This is a genomic window from uncultured Dechloromonas sp., assembly GCF_945957265.1.
In the GTDB taxonomy this organism is placed as follows: Bacteria; Pseudomonadota; Gammaproteobacteria; order Burkholderiales; family Rhodocyclaceae; genus Azonexus.
On the sequence record NZ_CAMFKO010000055.1, the window covers coordinates 1 to 16,131 of the forward strand.

17 protein-coding genes and 2 riboswitches are annotated in these 16,131 nt (G+C 62.8%); of the genes, 2 read left to right on the forward strand and 15 right to left on the reverse strand.

Going from position 1 to position 16,131, the window contains the following annotated elements:
- From pnp to Q0P59_RS19070, 15 genes are all read right to left on the reverse strand, one after another.
- On the reverse strand, window positions 1-1,561 hold a 1,561-nt coding region (pnp, locus tag Q0P59_RS19000), incomplete at its 3' end, for a polyribonucleotide nucleotidyltransferase (RefSeq protein WP_295009331.1).
- Between the two features lie 135 nt (window positions 1,562-1,696).
- On the reverse strand, window positions 1,697-1,966 hold the full coding sequence (gene rpsO, locus Q0P59_RS19005) for a 30S ribosomal protein S15 (protein WP_150429230.1): 270 nt from the start codon (window positions 1,964-1,966) through the stop codon (window positions 1,697-1,699).
- 100 nt (window positions 1,967-2,066) lie between these two features.
- A complete protein-coding gene (gene truB, locus Q0P59_RS19010; protein ID WP_295009334.1) occupies window positions 2,067-2,972 on the reverse strand; it encodes a tRNA pseudouridine(55) synthase TruB in 906 nt (301 codons plus the stop codon).
- Window positions 2,973-2,980: 8 nt separating this feature from the next.
- Window positions 2,981-3,358, reverse strand: a complete 378-nt coding sequence (gene rbfA, locus Q0P59_RS19015) for a 30S ribosome-binding factor RbfA (RefSeq protein WP_295009336.1) — start codon at window positions 3,356-3,358, stop codon at window positions 2,981-2,983.
- A complete protein-coding gene (gene infB, locus Q0P59_RS19020) occupies window positions 3,358-6,051 on the reverse strand; it encodes a translation initiation factor IF-2 (RefSeq protein ID WP_295009338.1) in 2,694 nt (897 codons plus the stop codon). Before infB ends, rbfA begins: the two co-directional genes overlap by 1 nt.
- A gap of 17 nt (window positions 6,052-6,068) precedes the next feature.
- Complete coding sequence (gene nusA, locus Q0P59_RS19025; protein ID WP_295009340.1) at window positions 6,069-7,541, reverse strand: transcription termination factor NusA; 1,473 nt, start codon at window positions 7,539-7,541, stop codon at window positions 6,069-6,071.
- Between the two features lie 21 nt (window positions 7,542-7,562).
- Window positions 7,563-8,003, reverse strand: coding sequence for a ribosome maturation factor RimP (gene rimP / locus Q0P59_RS19030; protein WP_150429297.1), 441 nt, complete (start codon window positions 8,001-8,003; stop codon window positions 7,563-7,565).
- Window positions 8,004-8,119: 116 nt separating this feature from the next.
- Window positions 8,120-9,139 (reverse strand): 23S rRNA pseudouridine(2605) synthase RluB, encoded by a 1,020-nt coding sequence (gene rluB, locus Q0P59_RS19035; RefSeq protein ID WP_295009342.1) that lies wholly within the window; start codon window positions 9,137-9,139, stop codon window positions 8,120-8,122.
- Entirely contained in the window at window positions 9,139-9,672 is a 534-nt protein-coding gene (scpB, locus tag Q0P59_RS19040; protein ID WP_295009344.1) for an SMC-Scp complex subunit ScpB, read from the reverse strand. Before scpB ends, rluB begins: the two co-directional genes overlap by 1 nt.
- Window positions 9,641-10,537 carry a ScpA family protein gene (locus Q0P59_RS19045; RefSeq protein WP_295009347.1) on the reverse strand — a complete coding sequence of 299 codons (897 nt, stop codon included), beginning with the start codon at window positions 10,535-10,537 and terminating at the stop codon, window positions 9,641-9,643. The genes scpB and Q0P59_RS19045 overlap by 32 nt, the downstream gene beginning before the upstream one ends.
- 1 nt (window position 10,538) lies before the next feature.
- A complete protein-coding gene (locus Q0P59_RS19050; protein WP_295009349.1) occupies window positions 10,539-10,829 on the reverse strand; it encodes a lipid-A-disaccharide synthase N-terminal domain-containing protein in 291 nt (96 codons plus the stop codon).
- Window positions 10,829-12,031, reverse strand: coding sequence for a tryptophan--tRNA ligase (locus Q0P59_RS19055; RefSeq protein WP_295009350.1), 1,203 nt, complete (start codon window positions 12,029-12,031; stop codon window positions 10,829-10,831). Before Q0P59_RS19055 ends, Q0P59_RS19050 begins: the two co-directional genes overlap by 1 nt.
- Before the next feature lie 6 nt (window positions 12,032-12,037).
- Window positions 12,038-12,688: a site-2 protease family protein gene (locus tag Q0P59_RS19060; RefSeq protein WP_295009361.1), complete on the reverse strand. Its 651-nt coding sequence runs from the start codon at window positions 12,686-12,688 to the stop codon at window positions 12,038-12,040.
- A 7-nt stretch (window positions 12,689-12,695) separates the two neighbouring features.
- Window positions 12,696-13,322 carry an L-threonylcarbamoyladenylate synthase gene (locus Q0P59_RS19065; RefSeq protein ID WP_295009352.1) on the reverse strand — a complete coding sequence of 209 codons (627 nt, stop codon included), beginning with the start codon at window positions 13,320-13,322 and terminating at the stop codon, window positions 12,696-12,698.
- 2 nt (window positions 13,323-13,324) lie between these two features.
- A complete protein-coding gene (locus Q0P59_RS19070) occupies window positions 13,325-14,164 on the reverse strand; it encodes a 3',5'-nucleoside bisphosphate phosphatase (protein WP_295009354.1) in 840 nt (279 codons plus the stop codon).
- Between the two features lie 109 nt (window positions 14,165-14,273).
- A riboswitch (glycine riboswitch) is annotated at window positions 14,274-14,362 on the forward strand.
- Between the two features lie 108 nt (window positions 14,363-14,470).
- Window positions 14,471-14,550: riboswitch (glycine riboswitch) on the forward strand.
- A 76-nt stretch (window positions 14,551-14,626) separates the two neighbouring features.
- Here Q0P59_RS19070 and gcvT point away from each other — a divergent pair.
- Both gcvT and gcvH read left to right on the forward strand, forming a co-directional pair.
- Complete coding sequence (gene gcvT, locus Q0P59_RS19075; RefSeq protein ID WP_295009356.1) at window positions 14,627-15,718, forward strand: glycine cleavage system aminomethyltransferase GcvT; 1,092 nt, start codon at window positions 14,627-14,629, stop codon at window positions 15,716-15,718.
- A 23-nt stretch (window positions 15,719-15,741) separates the two neighbouring features.
- On the forward strand, window positions 15,742-16,131 hold a 390-nt coding region (gcvH, locus tag Q0P59_RS19080), incomplete at its 3' end, for a glycine cleavage system protein GcvH (RefSeq protein WP_295009358.1).

Here is a 16,131-nt window from a genome sequence, read left to right on the forward strand (position 1 = left end):
GCATGATTTCCTTGGTGATGCCCTGGATCTTGATGTCCATCTGCAGCGCGGTGATACCGGCCGTCGAACCAGCCACCTTGAAGTCCATGTCGCCGAGGTGATCTTCGTCGCCCAGGATGTCGGTCAGCACGGCGAAGCGGTTGCCGTCCTTGATCAAGCCCATGGCGATACCGGCCACGTGCGCCTTGAGCGGCACGCCGGCGTCGAGCAGGGCGAGGCAGCCGCCGCAGACGGAAGCCATCGACGAGGAACCGTTGGATTCGGTGATTTCCGAAACCAGGCGCATCGAGTAGGAGAAATCTTCCGGCTTCGGCAGCACGGCCAGCAGGGCACGCTTGGCCAGACGGCCGTGACCGATTTCGCGGCGCTTCGGGGTGCCGACACGACCGCATTCGCCGGTGGCGTACGGGGGCATGTTGTAGTGCAGCATGAAGCGGTCGCGGTATTCGCCGGCCAGCGCGTCGATGATCTGCTCGTCGCGGTTGGTGCCCAGCGTGGCAACGGCCAGCGCCTGGGTTTCACCACGGGTGAACAGGGCGGAACCGTGGGTCCGCGGCAGGACGCCGGAACGCATGGTGATCGGACGCACGGTGCGGGTGTCGCGACCGTCGATACGCGGTGCACCGCTCAGGATGCGGCCACGGACGATGCCGGCTTCGAGTTCGAAGAACAGGTTGCCGACGGTGTTTTCGTCAGGCGCACCTTCTTCGCCAGAGCACAGGGCGGCAACGGCTTCGGCGCGGATTTCCTTGACGGCCTGGCTGCGCGTCTGCTTGACGGTGATGTTGTAGGCCTCTTCCAGCTTGGCACCACAGACTTCCTTCAGGCGGGCGACCAGCGCTTCGTCCTTGGCCGGGGCTTGCCAATCCCATTCCGGCTTGCCGGCTTCCTCGACCAGTTCGTTGATGGCGTTGATCGCCTTCTGCATTTCGGTATGGCCGAAGACGACGGCGCCGAGCATGATTTCCTCGGACAGCTCCTGGGCTTCGGATTCGACCATCAGCACGGCGGCTTCGGTACCGGCGACGACGAGGTCGAGCTGGGTTTCCTTCAGTTGGCTCAGAGTCGGGCACAGCACGTACTGGCCGTTGATGTAGCCGACGCGGGCGGCACCGATCGGACCGTTGAACGGCACGCCGGAGATGGCCAGGGCGGCCGAGGCGCCGAGCAGCGCCGGGATATCGGAATCGACTTCCGGATTCAGCGACATCACGGTGGCGACAACCTGGACTTCATTGTAGAAACCGTCCGGGAACAGCGGGCGGATCGGGCGGTCGATCAGGCGGGAGGTCAGGGTTTCCTTTTCGGAAGGACGGCCTTCGCGCTTGAAGAAGCCGCCGGGGATACGGCCGGCAGCATAAACTTTTTCCTGGTAATCGACGGTCAGCGGGAAGAAATCCTGGCCCGGCTTGGCGCTCTTGGCCGCCACGACGGAAACCAGAACCACGGTTTCTTCCATGGAAACGAGGACGGCGCCGCCAGCCTGGCGGGCGATTTCGCCGGTTTCGATGGTGACCTGATGGTCGCCATAGGCGAAGGTCTTTTTCACGACATTAAACATAACTTCCTTTCACTCTCATCACATTAGACAACAATAACAACAACTTACGACACAACAAAAGAACAACGGTACAACAAAAAGCAAAAGAGCGGCCGGGAAATCTCCGGGCCGCCCTTTCTTTGCTTCGGTCGCGCCTTACTTGCGCAGGCCGAGCTTGGTAATCAGGGTGCGGTAACGCTCGACGTCCTTGCCCTTCAGGTAGTCCAGCAGCTTGCGACGCTGGGAAACCAGGCGCAGCAGACCACGACGGGAGTGGTGATCCTTGGTGTGCTCCTTGAAGTGCGGCTGCAGATCGTTGATACGAGCCGTCAGCAGAGCAACCTGGACTTCCGGGGAACCGGTGTCGCCCTTGGCTTGAGCGAATTCGGCGACGATGGACGCCTTGTTTGCAGTGGTCATTGCCATTTCAAACTCTCTTTCATTGTTGCGACGCAGCCCCAGTTTGATAGAGCCAGCGCCAGTTGGAAAATTCCATCCACGATGGAAAGCATTCAATTATATCAGCTCAGACGGCAAGCTGCACCAGCCTTTTCGGCCACAGCAAACCGCCATGCCCGGGTTCGCCGACACCGACCAGGCGATCGTCGGCATAAACACGAATCTTTCCGGTCATCCCTGCCGGCAACGCCACCGGGTTGCCGTGCGTGAAACGACTCGCCTCGACGCCTTCCAGCACCACCATCGGCAAGGACTGCAACAGCGCATCGACGGGCAGCAGGCGTCCTGGCCGATCCGCCTCGTCGATGGCGTCCAGCTCGGCCAGCGTCGCCGCTTTGTCCAGGGTCAGATCGCCCACGACCGTACGCCGCAAGGCGGTCAAATGGGCGCCGCAACCCAGCGCCTGGCCGATATCGGCGGCCAGTACGCGAATATAGGTGCCCTTGCTGCAAGCGACCCGCAAGGTCAGCGCATCGCCCGCAAAGGCCAGGCAGTCGATGGAATGAATGGTCACCGCCCTCGCTTCGCGCTCGACTTCGATTCCCTGGCGCGCCAGTTCGTAAAGCGGACGGCCATCGCGCTTGAGCGCCGAATGCATGGGCGGAATCTGCTGGATGTCGCCGATGAAGCGCGGCAGCACAGCGGCAACCCGGGCCGCATCGACATTCACCTCGGCCGTTGCCACGACCTTTCCTTCGGCATCGCCGGAATCGGTCGTCACGCCGAGCTTGAGCACCGCTTCGTAGGTCTTGTCGGCATCCAGCAAGTCAGCCGAAAACTTGGTCGCCTCGCCGAAACACAAGGGCAGCAGCCCGGTCGCCAGCGGATCGAGCGTGCCGGTATGCCCGCCCTTGGCAGCCGAAAAGAGCCGACGCGCCTTTTGCAGCGCGTCGTTCGACGTCATGCCGATCGGTTTGTCGAGCAAAAGGACGCCATCAACCTGCTTCCAGGCTTTCTTGACCTTGGGCTGCATGGAAAAACTTACTCTTCGGGCGTCTGATCGGACAGCGCGTTGGCCTGGTCGATCAACTGCGACAGACTGGAGCCGCGCTCCAGCGAATTGTCGTAAACGAAATGCAGCTCCGGCAAGGTGTGAATGTGGATACGACGACCCAATTCACGGCGCAGGAAACCGGAGGCCCGCTTCAGGCCACGCTCGATCTCGGCGAGATGGTCTGCGTTAAGCGTGGTGAAGAACACCTTGGCATGCGCGTAGTCCGGCGTCAGCTCGACATCGGTCAAGCTGATCATGCCGACACGCGGATCCTTCAGTTCGGTACGAATCAGATCAGCCAGGTCGCGGCGCACTTGCTCCGCGACCCGGTCACTACGTTGAAATCCTCGGGCTTGCTTCTTCATTACAGCGTGCGCGCCACTTCCTGGATTTCGTAGACTTCAAGCTGATCGCCTTCCTGGATGTCGTTGTTGCCACGCAGCGACAGACCGCACTCGAAGTTGGAACGCACTTCCTTGACGTCGTCCTTGAAGCGCTTGAGCGAGTCGAGTTCGCCGTCCCACTGCACGACGTTGTTGCGCAGCAGACGAACGCGGGAATTGCGCTTGACGATACCTTCCAGCACGTAACAGCCGGCAATATTGCCCACCTTCGAAACGGTGATGACCTGACGGATCTCGACCATGCCGATGATCTGTTCGCGCTTCTCGGGCGCCAGCATGCCGGTAAGAGCCGCCTTGACCTCGTCGACCGCGTCGTAAATCACGTTGTAGTAACGGATATCGACGCCGAAGTTCTCGGCCAGCTTGCGCGAACCCGCATCGGCACGGATGTTGAAGCCGATGATGACGGCACCGGAGGCCTGCGCCAGGTTGACGTCGGATTCGCTGATCGCGCCGACACCGCCGTGGATGACATTGACCCGGACTTCTTCGTTCGACAGCTTGGCCAGGGTCTGCACCAGCGCTTCCTGGGAACCCTGAACGTCGGCCTTGACGATGAGCGGCAGGGTCTTGACCTCGCCTTCCTCCATCTGCTGGAACATGTTTTCCAGCTTGGCGGCTTGCTGCTTGGCCAGCTTGACGTCGCGGAACTTGCCCTGACGGAACAAGGCGATTTCACGCGCCTTCTTTTCGTCGGTCAGCACGATGGCCTCTTCGCCAGCGGCCGGCACGTCGGACAAGCCGAGGATTTCGACCGGGATGGACGGGCCGGCTTCGTTGATCGGCTTGCCGTTCTCGTCGAGCATGGCGCGGACGCGGCCGAAGACCTGGCCGGCCAGCACGATGTCGCCGCGCTTCAAGGTGCCGGACTGGACGAGCATGGTCGCCACGGCGCCACGGCCCTTGTCGAGACGGGCTTCGATGATCAGGCCCTTGGCCGGCGCATCCTTCTGCGCCGTCAGTTCGAGAACCTCGGCCTGCAGCAGCACCTGCTCGAGCAGTTCGTCGATACCGGTACCCTTCTTGGCCGACACCGGGCAGAACGGCGAATCGCCACCGTACTCTTCCGGAATCACGCCTTCGGCGACCAGTTCCTGCTTGACGCGGTCCGGGTTGGAATCCGGCTTGTCGATCTTGTTGACCGCCACGACCAGCGGCACGCCGGCCGCCTTGGCATGGTGGATCGCTTCCTTGGTCTGCGGCATCACGCCGTCATCGGCGGCAACCACCAGGATGACGATGTCGGTGGCCTTGGCACCGCGGGCACGCATGGCCGTAAAGGCTTCGTGACCCGGGGTGTCCAGGAAGGTGATCATGCCGCGATCGGTTTCGACGTGGTAGGCACCGATGTGCTGGGTAATGCCGCCGGCTTCGCCAGCCGCCACCTTGGCGCGACGGATGTAGTCGAGCAGCGAGGTCTTGCCGTGGTCGACGTGGCCCATGACGGTAACCACCGGCGCGCGCGGCTCGAGCGGAATGTCCTTGTGCTCTGCGTTTTCCTCGAGGAAGGCATCCGGATCGTCGAGCTTGGCGGCAACCGCCTTGTGGCCCATTTCCTCGACCACGATCATGGCCGTTTCCTGGTCCAGCACCTGGTTGATGGTGACCATCGAACCCATCTTCATCATCGCCTTGATGACTTCCGTCGCCTTCACGGCCATCTTGTGGGCCAGGTCGGAAACGGAGATGGTTTCGGGAATATGCACTTCGCGGGTGATCGGCTCGGTCGGCGCCTGGAAGCTGCCCTGACCGTCGTCGGACTTGTGCGATTTCTTGTGGCCGTGGCGATTGTCCTTCCAGCCGCCGGCACCGTCGGAACCGCGGGTCTTGATGCCGCCCTTCTTCTTGCCGTCGTCGGCCGCGCGGCCGCCCTTGTCACCCTTCTTGACACCGGTTTCCGGCTTCTTGTGCAAGGTGCCCTTCTCGCCTTCGCCGGCCTTGGCCTGAGCCGCCGCCTGCTGTTTGGCCAGTTCGGCTGCCTTGGCCGCAGCGGCGGCCACTTCGGCCTGCTGGCGCATCTGCGCCAGCTGGACTTCGCGAGCCTGCTTTTCGCGCAGTTCGCGCTCCTGGATTTCGCGCAGGCGGCTGGAACGGGCAGCCGCTTCCTGGCGGGCCTTCAGTTCCTTCTCGCCGATAATCGCGGCGCGGTCCAGCACCGGAGCGACAGGCTGCTCGACCACCGGCTCGGGGACTTCTTCGACCACCGGTTCGGGAACGACTTCCGGCTCCGGCTCGATCTCGATGACGGGCTCGGGAACCACTTCGACCACCGGTTCGGGAATGATTTCGACTTCCGGCGCCTCAGGTTCGGCAGGCAGATGCTGCATTTCCTGCTCGCTACCCGGAACGTGCTCGCCGATATCCCGCTTGACCAGAACGCGCTTCTTGCGGACTTCGACCTGAACGGTACGGGCGCGACCATGCGAGTCGGTCGCCTTGATTTCCGACGTTTGCTTGCGGGTCAGCGTGATCTTGGTTTGCGACTCGTCGCCATGCGAACGACGCAGATAATCCAGAAGCTTCGCCTTGTCCTGATCGGTCAGCGTATCGTTGGAACCGCCCTTGCTGACGCCAGCCTTGCTCAATTGCTCGAGCAGGACCGCGACCGGCATTTTGAGTTCAACGGCAAATTGTGAAACTATTGTTGCGGACATACTTTGCTACCTCCCGCTCACTCGAACCAGTGAGCCCGTGCCTTCAGAATGAGTTCCTTGGCACGCTCGTCGTCGATGCCGGTCATTTCCGTCAGTTCATCAACCGCCAGTTCCGCGAGATCGTCGCGGGTCTTGACGTCATGTTCGGCCAGCTTGGCGGCCAATTCCTTGGTCATGCCTTCGAGACCGATCAGGTCTTCGGAGACGTTTTCCAGTTTTTCCTCGGTGGCGATCGCCTCGGTGAGCAGGACGTTACGGGCGCGGTTACGCAGCTCGTTGACGATTTCCTCGTCCAGACCGTCGATTTCCAGCATTTCGGCCAGCGGCACGTAGGCCACTTCTTCCAGCGTCGAGAAACCCTCTTCGATCAGCAGGTCGGCGAGTTCTTCGTCGATATCCAGCTTTTCCATGAAGACGACGCGGGTCACGGCATGCTCGGCCTCGGACTTCTTGGCCGATTCGTCCTGGGTCATCAGGTTGATGGTCCAGCCGGTCAGCTCGGAAGCCAGGCGAACGTTCTGGCCGCTGCGACCGATGGCGATGGCGAGGTTGTCCTCATCGACCACCACGTCCATGGCATGCTTTTCCTCATCGACCACGATGGAGGAGACTTCGGCCGGCGACAGCGCGCCGATGACGAACTGGGCCGGATCGGCCGACCACAGTACGATGTCGATGTTCTCGCCGCCGATTTCGTTGCGCACGGCGGTGACGCGCGAGCCGCGCAGACCGACGCAGGTACCGATCGGATCGACACGCGGATCGTTGGACTTGACGGCGATCTTGGCGCGCAGACCGGGGTCGCGGGCACAGGCCTTGAGCTCCATCAGGCCGTCGGAGATCTCCGGCACTTCGAGATCGAACAGCTTGATGACGAACTCGGGGGCGGTGCGCGACAGGATGATCTGCGGGCCGCGGGCATTGCGGTCGATGCGCAGCAGGAAGGCCTTGACGCGGTCGCCGATACGCAGATTTTCCTTGGGGATCATCTGGTCGCGCGGCAGCAGGGCTTCGATCTTGCCGGCCTCGATGATGGCGTTGCCACGCTCCATGCGCTTGATGGTGCCGGAAACGATGTGCTCGCCGCGGCTCAGGAAGTCGGACAGGATCTGCTCGCGCTCGGCGTCACGGATCTTCTGCAGGATGACCTGCTTGGCAGCCTGGGCACCGATACGGCCGAAGTCGATGGGCTCCAGCGGCTCCTCGAGGAAATCGCCGGCCTCGACGTCCGGATCGCCCTTCTGCGCCTCGGACAGCGGGACCTGCAGGTATTCGTTGACGTACTCGCTATCAGCGACGACTTGCCAGCGACGGAAGGAGTCGTAGTTACCGGTATTGCGGTCGATCGAGACGCGCACTTCGGCCTCGTCGTGGATACGCTTTTTCGTCGCGGAAGCCAGCGCCAGTTCAAGGGCACCGAACACGATTTCCTTGGCGACGTTCTTTTCGCGGGCCAGTGCATCGACCAGCAGCAACATTTCACGGCTCATGGGCTAAAACCTCCTAGTCCTTCAGTCGAATCGGGGCACCAGACGTGCCTTCTCGATATTGGTAAATTCCAGTTCCACATCATCTTTTTCGAGGCGCAGGCCAACCTTGCCATCCTTGTGGCCCAGCAGCTCGCCCTGGAAATTACGGCGGCCGTTGTGCGGGATACGCAGCTTGATCTGGATATCCTGCCCGGCAAAGCGCTCGAAATCGGCCGCTTTCTTGACGACGCGGTCCATGCCCGGCGAGGAAATCTCGAGACGGTCGAAATCGACGTTTTCAACCTCGAAAACACGCGTCAATTGATTCGAGACCTTGGCACAATCCTCGACATCGACACCGCTCTCCTTGGCCGGTGCATCGATGAAGACACGAATCGTGCGGCCGCGCGGCGACAGCTCGACATCGACGAGTTCATAACCCAGACCGACAACGGTCGTTTCCAGCAGCGCGTTTAAATCCATAGCCACAAATAAAAAATGGGCGAAACGCCCACCTTGAAAAAAAAGATGCCCGCCAAAAATGGCGGGAGAAACAAACCCGTGAATTATAACGAGTTTATTCCCCCCGGTAAATCAGTTTAGGTGCTTTCCGCCCCCTTTTTCGAGGCAGGAGCCGTCTTCCCGAGCTCGCGCATCAGCACTTTGACCTCGTCCTCGGTCAACTCGTGCGAACGGCCGCGCTTCAATTGCGGCGGCAGGATGAACGGGCCGTAGCGCACGCGAATGAGGCGGCTGACGGTACAGCCCACCGCTTCGAACATGCGCCGCACCTCGCGGTTGCGCCCTTCGAACAGCGATACGCGATACCACTTGTTGGCACCCTCGCCGCCGGCATCGACCAGGCTGGCAAAATTGGCCGGGCCATCGTCCAGCTCGACTCCGGCGAGCAGCTCCTTCTGCGCCTCCATGGTCAGTTCGCCGAGAACGCGCACCGCGTACTCGCGCACCAGTTCGGAACTGGGGTGCATCAGCCGGTTGGCCAGCTCACCGGAAGTCGTGAACAGCAGCAAGCCGGAGGTATTGAAGTCGAGGCGCCCGACGTTGATCCAGCGCCCGCCCCGCATGCGCGGCAAGGCGGCGAACACCGACGGCCGGCCATCCGGGTCGTCGCGCGAGACGATCTCGCCTTCCGGCTTGTGGTACATCAGGACGCGCGGCGGGCGCGAGCTGCCGGTGAAGCGGATATTGATCAGCCGGCCGCCGACCTTGACCTTGTCGGTCGGCACCACGGACTGGCCGATGGTCGCTACCACGCCGTTGACGCTGACCTTGCCGGCGGCGATCCATTCTTCCATTTCGCGCCGCGAACCGACGCCCGCCTCGGCCAACACCTTCTGCAGGCGCACCGGCTTGGCCTCGGCGAGCGGCCGCCCGTCGCGGGCGACGTTGCCGCGGTGCGCCCGGCCGCCCATGTTGGGAGCCGGCTTGCGGCGCGGTGCAGGCTTCTCGGCCGGCGCATCGCCCGGCGGCTGCTCGCGCGATGCGCCGCGACCGCGCGGCGGCGCCTCGGCACGACGGCCGGCCCCGCGCGGACTGCGCTCGGGCGCGCCCTCGGGCTGGTCCGAAGATTGACGGAATGGTGTGCGTTTGTTTTTCATTATTCCAGCTCCAGTGTCTGGCTGATTTGTTCAAGCGGCGGCAGTTCGCTGACGCTCCTGAGACCGAGATCATCGAGAAATTGCTTGGTCGTGGCAAACAGGGCCGGCCGGCCCGGCGTTTCGCGATGGCCGACGACATCGATCCAGCCGCGCTCTTCCAGGGTTTTGATCACGTTGGCGTTGACCGCGACGCCGCGGATTTCCTCGATATCGCCCCGCGTCACCGGTTGACGATAGGCGATGATGGCCAGGGTTTCCAGCACCGCCCGCGAATACTTGGGCGGACGTTCCGGATTGAGGCGCTCGAGGTAGGGGAGATATTCGGCCCGCGTCCTGAAACGCCAGCCGGACGCGAGCTGGATCAGTTCGACCGGGCGTTCCGACCACTCCTCCCGCAACTCGTCGAGCAGCTTGCGCAACATGTCCGTCGACAGCTCGTCGTCGAACATGCGCTTCATGTCGTGCGGCGACATCGGCTCGCGCGCGGCGAGCAAGGCGGCTTCAAGCACCCGCTTGACCTGGCTCGGCTCCATCGCCCTCCTCCATGACAGTTTCCGGTTCGCCCGAACTGATGTTGATATAGATCGGTGCAAAAGCTTCGGTCTGCGTGATGCGGATCATCTTCTCGCGCCCAAGCTCCAGCATCGCCAGGAAATGGACGACCAGGCCGGGCACGCCCATCTCGGCATCGAACAGCATCTCGAAACGAACGAAGCCACCCTGCTCCTGCAAGCTGCGCAGGATGATGCCCATGTGCTCGCGCACCGACAGTTCCTCGCGGCCGATCTTGTGGTGCTTCTTCAGCCCGGCCTGACGGACGATAGCCATCCAGGCATCCTTGAGATCGTCGACCGAAACCTCGGGCAGGCGGACGAGCAGCGACTTCTCGACCAGCGTCTCGACCCAGAAGAATTCCCGCTCGGCCTGCGGCATTTCGTTGAGCTTCTGGCCGGCGAGCTTCATCTGCTCGTATTCCATCAGGCGACGCACCAGCTCGGCACGCGGATCCTCTGCCTCGTCGCCCTCCGCCGCCTTGGGGCGGGGCAGCAGCATGCGCGACTTGATCTCGATGAGCAGCGCCGCCATGACCAGGTAATCGGCCGCCAGCTCCAGGTTCTGCGCCCGCATCGCCTCGACGTAATCGAGATACTGCCGGGTCAGCGGTGCCATCGGAATGTCGAGGATATCGATGTTGGCGCGGCGGATCATGTAGAGCAGCAGATCGAGCGGCCCCTCGAAGGCATCGAGCATGATCGCCAGCGCATCGGGCGGAATGTACAGGTCGAGCGGCAGCTGCTCCATCGCCTGGCCGTAAATCCGCGCCACCGGCTCGAACAGCTCGCGCTGCGCCGCTGGCTCGACCTCCAGCACATCCACCACGTCACCGTCTACCGTCATCTCAGGAGGCCGCAGCGCGGCCCTTCCCCTTGTAATGCAGATGCAGGTTGCGGAAATAGATCACCAGGCCCAGCGCCTGCCCGAAGGTGAACACCGGGTCGTTGCGATGCACGGCATAGACGGTCAGCACCAGCCCGCCGGCGATGCTGAAGTACCAGAAGGCGACCGGCACGACGACCTGCTTCGCCTTCTCGCTCGACCACCACTGGACGACGAAGCGCATCATGAACAGCCCCTGGCCGCCAAAACCGATGGCGATCCAGATCAGGCTTTCCCAATCCATGCCGAACATCAGTGGTACTCGAGCCCCATGGCCTCGCGCACGTCGCGCATGGTTTCGCGGGCCAGTTCGCGGGCCTTTTCGCAGCCGTCGGCGATGATGTTCTTGACCAGCGTCGGGTCGTCCAGATACATCTGGGCGCGTTCGCGCATCGGCACCTGTTCCTTGAGGATGCCGTCGATGACCGGCTGCTTGCATTCGATGCAGCCGATGCCGGCGGTACGGCAGCCTTGCTGCACCCACTCCTTGCAGGCGTCGTCGGAATAGACCTGGTGCAGTTGCCAGACCGGGCACTTGGTCGGCTCGCCCGGATCGTGGCGGCGGACGCGTGCCGGATCGGTCGGCATGCTCTTGACCTTCTTGGCCACCGATTCCTCCGACTCGCGCATGGTGATGGTGTTGTGATAGGACTTGGACATCTTCTGACCGTCCAGGCCCGGCATCTTCGATTCCTCGGTCAGCAGGTAGCCCGGCTCGACCAGGATCATCTTGCCCGAGCCCTCCAGGTAGCCGAACAGGCGCTCGCGGTCCAGCGCGGACAGGTGCTGGATTTCGTTCAGCAGCGCCTTGCCCTGCTCCAGTGCCTCCTTGTCGCCATTCTGGACAAAGCCGGTACGCAGTTCCTCGTACAGGCGGGCCTTCTTGCTGCCCAGCTTCTTGACCGCTTCGCGCGCCTTGTCCTCGAAGCCCGGCTCGCGGCCGTACATGTGGTTGAAGCGGCGGGCCAGCTCGCGGGTGAATTCGACGTGCGGAATCTGGTCCTCGCCGACCGGCACCTTGTCGGCGCGGTAGATCAGGATGTCGGCGCTCATCAGCAGCGGGTAGCCGAGGAAGCCGTAGGTGGTCAGGTCCTTGCCGGCCAGCTTTTCCTGCTGGTCCTTGTAGGTCGGCACGCGCTCCAGCCAGCCGAGCGGGGTCATCATCGACATCAGCAGGTGCAGCTCGGCGTGCTCCGGCACCTTGGACTGGATGAACAGCGTCGCCTGGTTGGGATCGACGCCGGCGGCCAGCCAGTCGATGACCATGTCCATCGACGATTTTTCGATACCCAGCGGATTGTCGTATTGCGTCGTCAGGGCATGCCAGTCGGCAACGAAGAACAGGCAGGGATACTCGTGCTGGAGCTTGACCCAGTTTTTGAGAACCCCGTGGTAGTGGCCGAGATGCAGGGCGCCGGTGGGGCGCATGCCGGAGAGAACACGTTCAGCGTACATAGTCGATTAATAGAGACCAAAGATGAATTCGATGACCCGCGCCGAGGTGATCACCAGCGGGTTCATGATGGCACCGAGAATACCGGTGAACAACAGCAGCAGCAAAATGGGAAAGCCCCAGCGTTCGAGCTGGGCGAACTTCCAGGCAAGCGAATGCGGCAGCAGGCTGACCGCGATCCGGCCGCCGTCGAGCGGCGGCAAGGGCAAGAGATTGAGGACCATCAGCACGCAATTGACCATGATGCCGATCTTGCTCATTTCCGACAGCGGCAGGGTAAATTCGCTGGAGGGCATCAACCACGCCAGCTTGAGCATGAAGGCCCAGCAGAAGGCCATGAACAGATTGGCGCCCGGCCCGGCGGCGGCCACCCAGAACATGTCCTTCTTGGGATTGCGCAGGCGGCCGAAATCGACCGGTACCGGCTTGGCGTAACCAAACATGAAGGTGCCGGCGGAAAACAGCAGGATGACGATGGGAATGATGATGGTGCCGACCAGGTCGATATGACGCAGCGGATTCAGGCTGATCCGCCCCATCTGCCAGGCCGTCGGGTCGCCGAAGTAGCGCGCCGCATAGCCGTGCGCCGCCTCGTGCAGCGTGATCGCGAAGATCACCGGCAAGGCCGAGATGGCGAGCGTCTGGATCAGGCTTTCCAGCATGGCTTCAGTCGAGCCCGAACGGCGCCAGCGCACCGCGCCCGGCACGAACCACTTCGGGCGCCGAACCGGTCAGGTCGATGACCGTCGTCGGCTCGGTGCCGCAGGGGCCGCCGTCGAGGATCAATTCCAGCTGGTCTTCCAGCCTGTCCTGAATTTCCCAGCCCTCGGTGAGCGAAAACTCGTCGCCCGGCAACTGCAGCGTGGTCGTCAGCAGCGGCTCGCCCAGCTCCTCGAGCAAGGCCAGCGCCACCGGGTGATCGGGGATGCGCAGGCCGATGGTCTTGCGCTTGGGATGCATGACCCGGCGCGGCAACTCCTTGCTGCCTTCGAGAATGAAGGTGTAGCTGCCCGGCGTCGCCGCCTTGAGCAGACGGTACTGGGCGTTGTCGACACGGGCGTAGGTGGCGATTTCCGACAGGTCGCGCACCATCAGGGTCAGGTGGTGGCGATCGTCGATGCCGCGAATCTGGCGGATACGATCCAGCGCTTCCTTGTCGCCGAGGTGGCAACCGAGCGCATAGCAGGAATCGGTGGGCAATGCGACGATGGCGCCTTCGCGGATGAACTGCGCAGCCTGGACCAGCAGTCGCTGTTGCGGCGAATCGGGATGGATATTGACGATACGGGCCATGCTCAGACCACCAGACGCCAGACCGGTTTCAGGTCTTCAGGCAGTTGTGGCAACTTGCCGAGATCGACATAGCTTTCCTCCGGCCCGTGAAAATCCGAACCGCGCGAGGCATGGAATTCGTAGTGCCGCGCCAGACGGGCAAAATGCATGACATGGTCCGGCGAATGACTGCCGCAGGTCACCTCGATGCCGCGCCCGCCGGCATCCTTGAAGTCATCGAGAAAGCGGCGCATGTCGGCACCGGACATCTTGTAGCGGCCCGGATGCGCGACGACGGCGACACCGCCGGCGCCGTTGATCCATTTGACGGCGTTTTCCAGGGTGACCCACTGGTGATCGACGTAACCCGGCTTGCCCGGCGTCAGGTAATGCTGGAAGACTCCCGGCACGTCGCGGGCGATGCCGATCGACACCAGGTAGCGGGCAAAGTGGGCACGCGAAATCAGGCTCGGGTTGGTCACGAAGCACAGGGCGCCCTCGTAGACGCCCGGAATGCCGATGGCCGCGAGCGCGTTGCCCATGCGCTGGGCGCGTTCGACGCGCCCCTGACGCAGATCGTGCAAGCCATCGACCAGCTCCGGATTGGCCGCGTCGAAACCCAGTCCGACGATGTGGATCGGCGTGCCGCGCCATTCGATGGAGATTTCGACGCCGTTGACGAAACGCATGCCGACCTCCTCGGCGGTCGCCCTGGCCTCGGCCAGGCCGCCGATATCGTCATGGTCGGTCAGCGCCCACAGGTCGACGCCGTTGGCCGCCGCGCGTCGGGCAACCACCTCGGGTGGCAGCAAACCGTCGGAGACGATGGAATGGCAGTGAAAATCGAAATTGGCAGGCGTCACGGGCAAGCGTTTGAAAGCAAACGACGAGTTTATCACGAAGGCGGCACCGCCCGGCTTTCCTTGTGCGGCGCAGCATATTGATCAGACAGCCGCATCCCGTTATAGTGCCTCCCGTTCCGTGGGAGAGAGCAGTTCGATCTGCCGCCGAAGGCGCAATTTCACCCGAAAACGCTCAGGCAAAAGGACCACTGAATGAGGCCAGGCGACATGCGCATTGGCAGCGAGACGCGAAGACAAGCCGAAGACAGTGCAAGATGCACGGCGAGGCGCAGTCGACAAAGTATCGCTGGCAATGCGCATGTCGCCCCCTGAAACTCTGGAGAGTGGCGTTGACAGCGCCCACCGATGGGGCAAATCTCTCAGGTATCGAGGACAGAGGGGTGAAACGCAAGATTCGTTCTTTCGTTTCACCCCTTTTCCGTTTCTAGAACTGGCGTTAGGTAACGTCTGTAAAGGATTGATATGCTGAAGAAAACGGTTTTGAATGCAGCCCATCGCGCGATCAACGCCCGGATGGTCGATTTCGGTGGCTGGGACATGCCGGTCAACTACGGTTCGCAGATCGAGGAGCACCAGGCGGTGCGCAACGATTGCGGCATGTTCGACGTCTCGCACATGTGCCCGGTCGATGTCGTCGGCGCCGATTGCCGCCCCTTCCTCTCCCGCCTGGTGGCCAACGACGTGGCCAAGCTGACGGTCTCCGGCAAGGCACTGTACTCGGCGATGCTCAACGAGGCTGGCAGCGTCATCGACGACCTGATCATCTATTTCCTGACCGACACCCGCTTCCGCATCGTCGTCAATGCCGGCACCGCTGAAAAAGATCTGGCCTGGATGCAGGCCAGGGCGGCCGAATGGAAGATGGACGTGAGCATCACCCAGCGCCGCGACGGCGCCAACAATCTCGGCATCATCGCCGTGCAGGGCCCGAACGCCCGCGCCAAGGTGTGGTCGGTGCTGCCGCAAGCCAAGGCCGCGACCGAGGGCCTGAAGGCTTTCTTCGCCGCCGAGGTCGACCAGTATTTCATCGCCAGCACCGGCTACACCGGCGAGGACGGCTACGAGATCATGATGCCGGCCGCCGAGGCCGAAAGCCTGTGGAACCAGCTCAAGGACGCCGGCGTCGCCCCCTGCGGCCTCGGTGCCCGCGACACGCTGCGCCTGGAAGCCGGCATGAACCTGTACGGCCAGGACATGGATGAAACCGTGTCGCCGCTCGACGCCGGCCTGGCGTGGACCGTCGCCATGAAGGACGAGCGCACCTTCGTCGGCCGCCCCGCCCTCGCCGCCAACGGCCAGCAGAAGCAGTTCCTCGGCCTGATCCTGCTCGACAAGGGCGTGCTGCGCGGCCATCAGAAGGTCGTCACCGCCCAGGGCGAAGGCGAGATCACCTCCGGCTCCTTCTCGCCCACCCTGCAGCAATCCATCGCCCTGGCCCGCCTGCCGCTCGGCGTCGCCATCGGCGACGAAGTCCAGGTCGACATCCGCGGCAAGCTGCTCAAGGCCAAGGTCGTCAAACCCGTATTCGCCCGCAACGGCAAAGCCGTCATCTAATTCAACCCATTCAGGAGAAAACCATGTCCAAAGTCCTCGCCAACCTCAAGTACGCCGCCTCCCACGAATGGATGCTGCTCAACGCTGATGGCAGCGTCACCGTCGGCATCACCGACCATGCCCAGGAAGCCCTTGGCGACCTCGTCTTCGTCGAGCTGCCGGAAGTCGGCGCCCATTACGCCGCCGAAAAGGAAATCGCCGTCGTCGAATCGGTCAAGGCCGCTGCCGACGTGTACGCCCCGATCGCCGGCACCGTCACCGAAGTGAACCAGGCTGCCGCCGATGCGCCGGAATCGGTCAACCAGGACGCCTACGCCGCCTGGCTGTTCAAGATGACCCCGGACAACGCCGCCGATCTCGACAAGATGCTCGACGCCGCCCTCGGCGCGTGCGAGACCTTGTTCGCCGTGCAG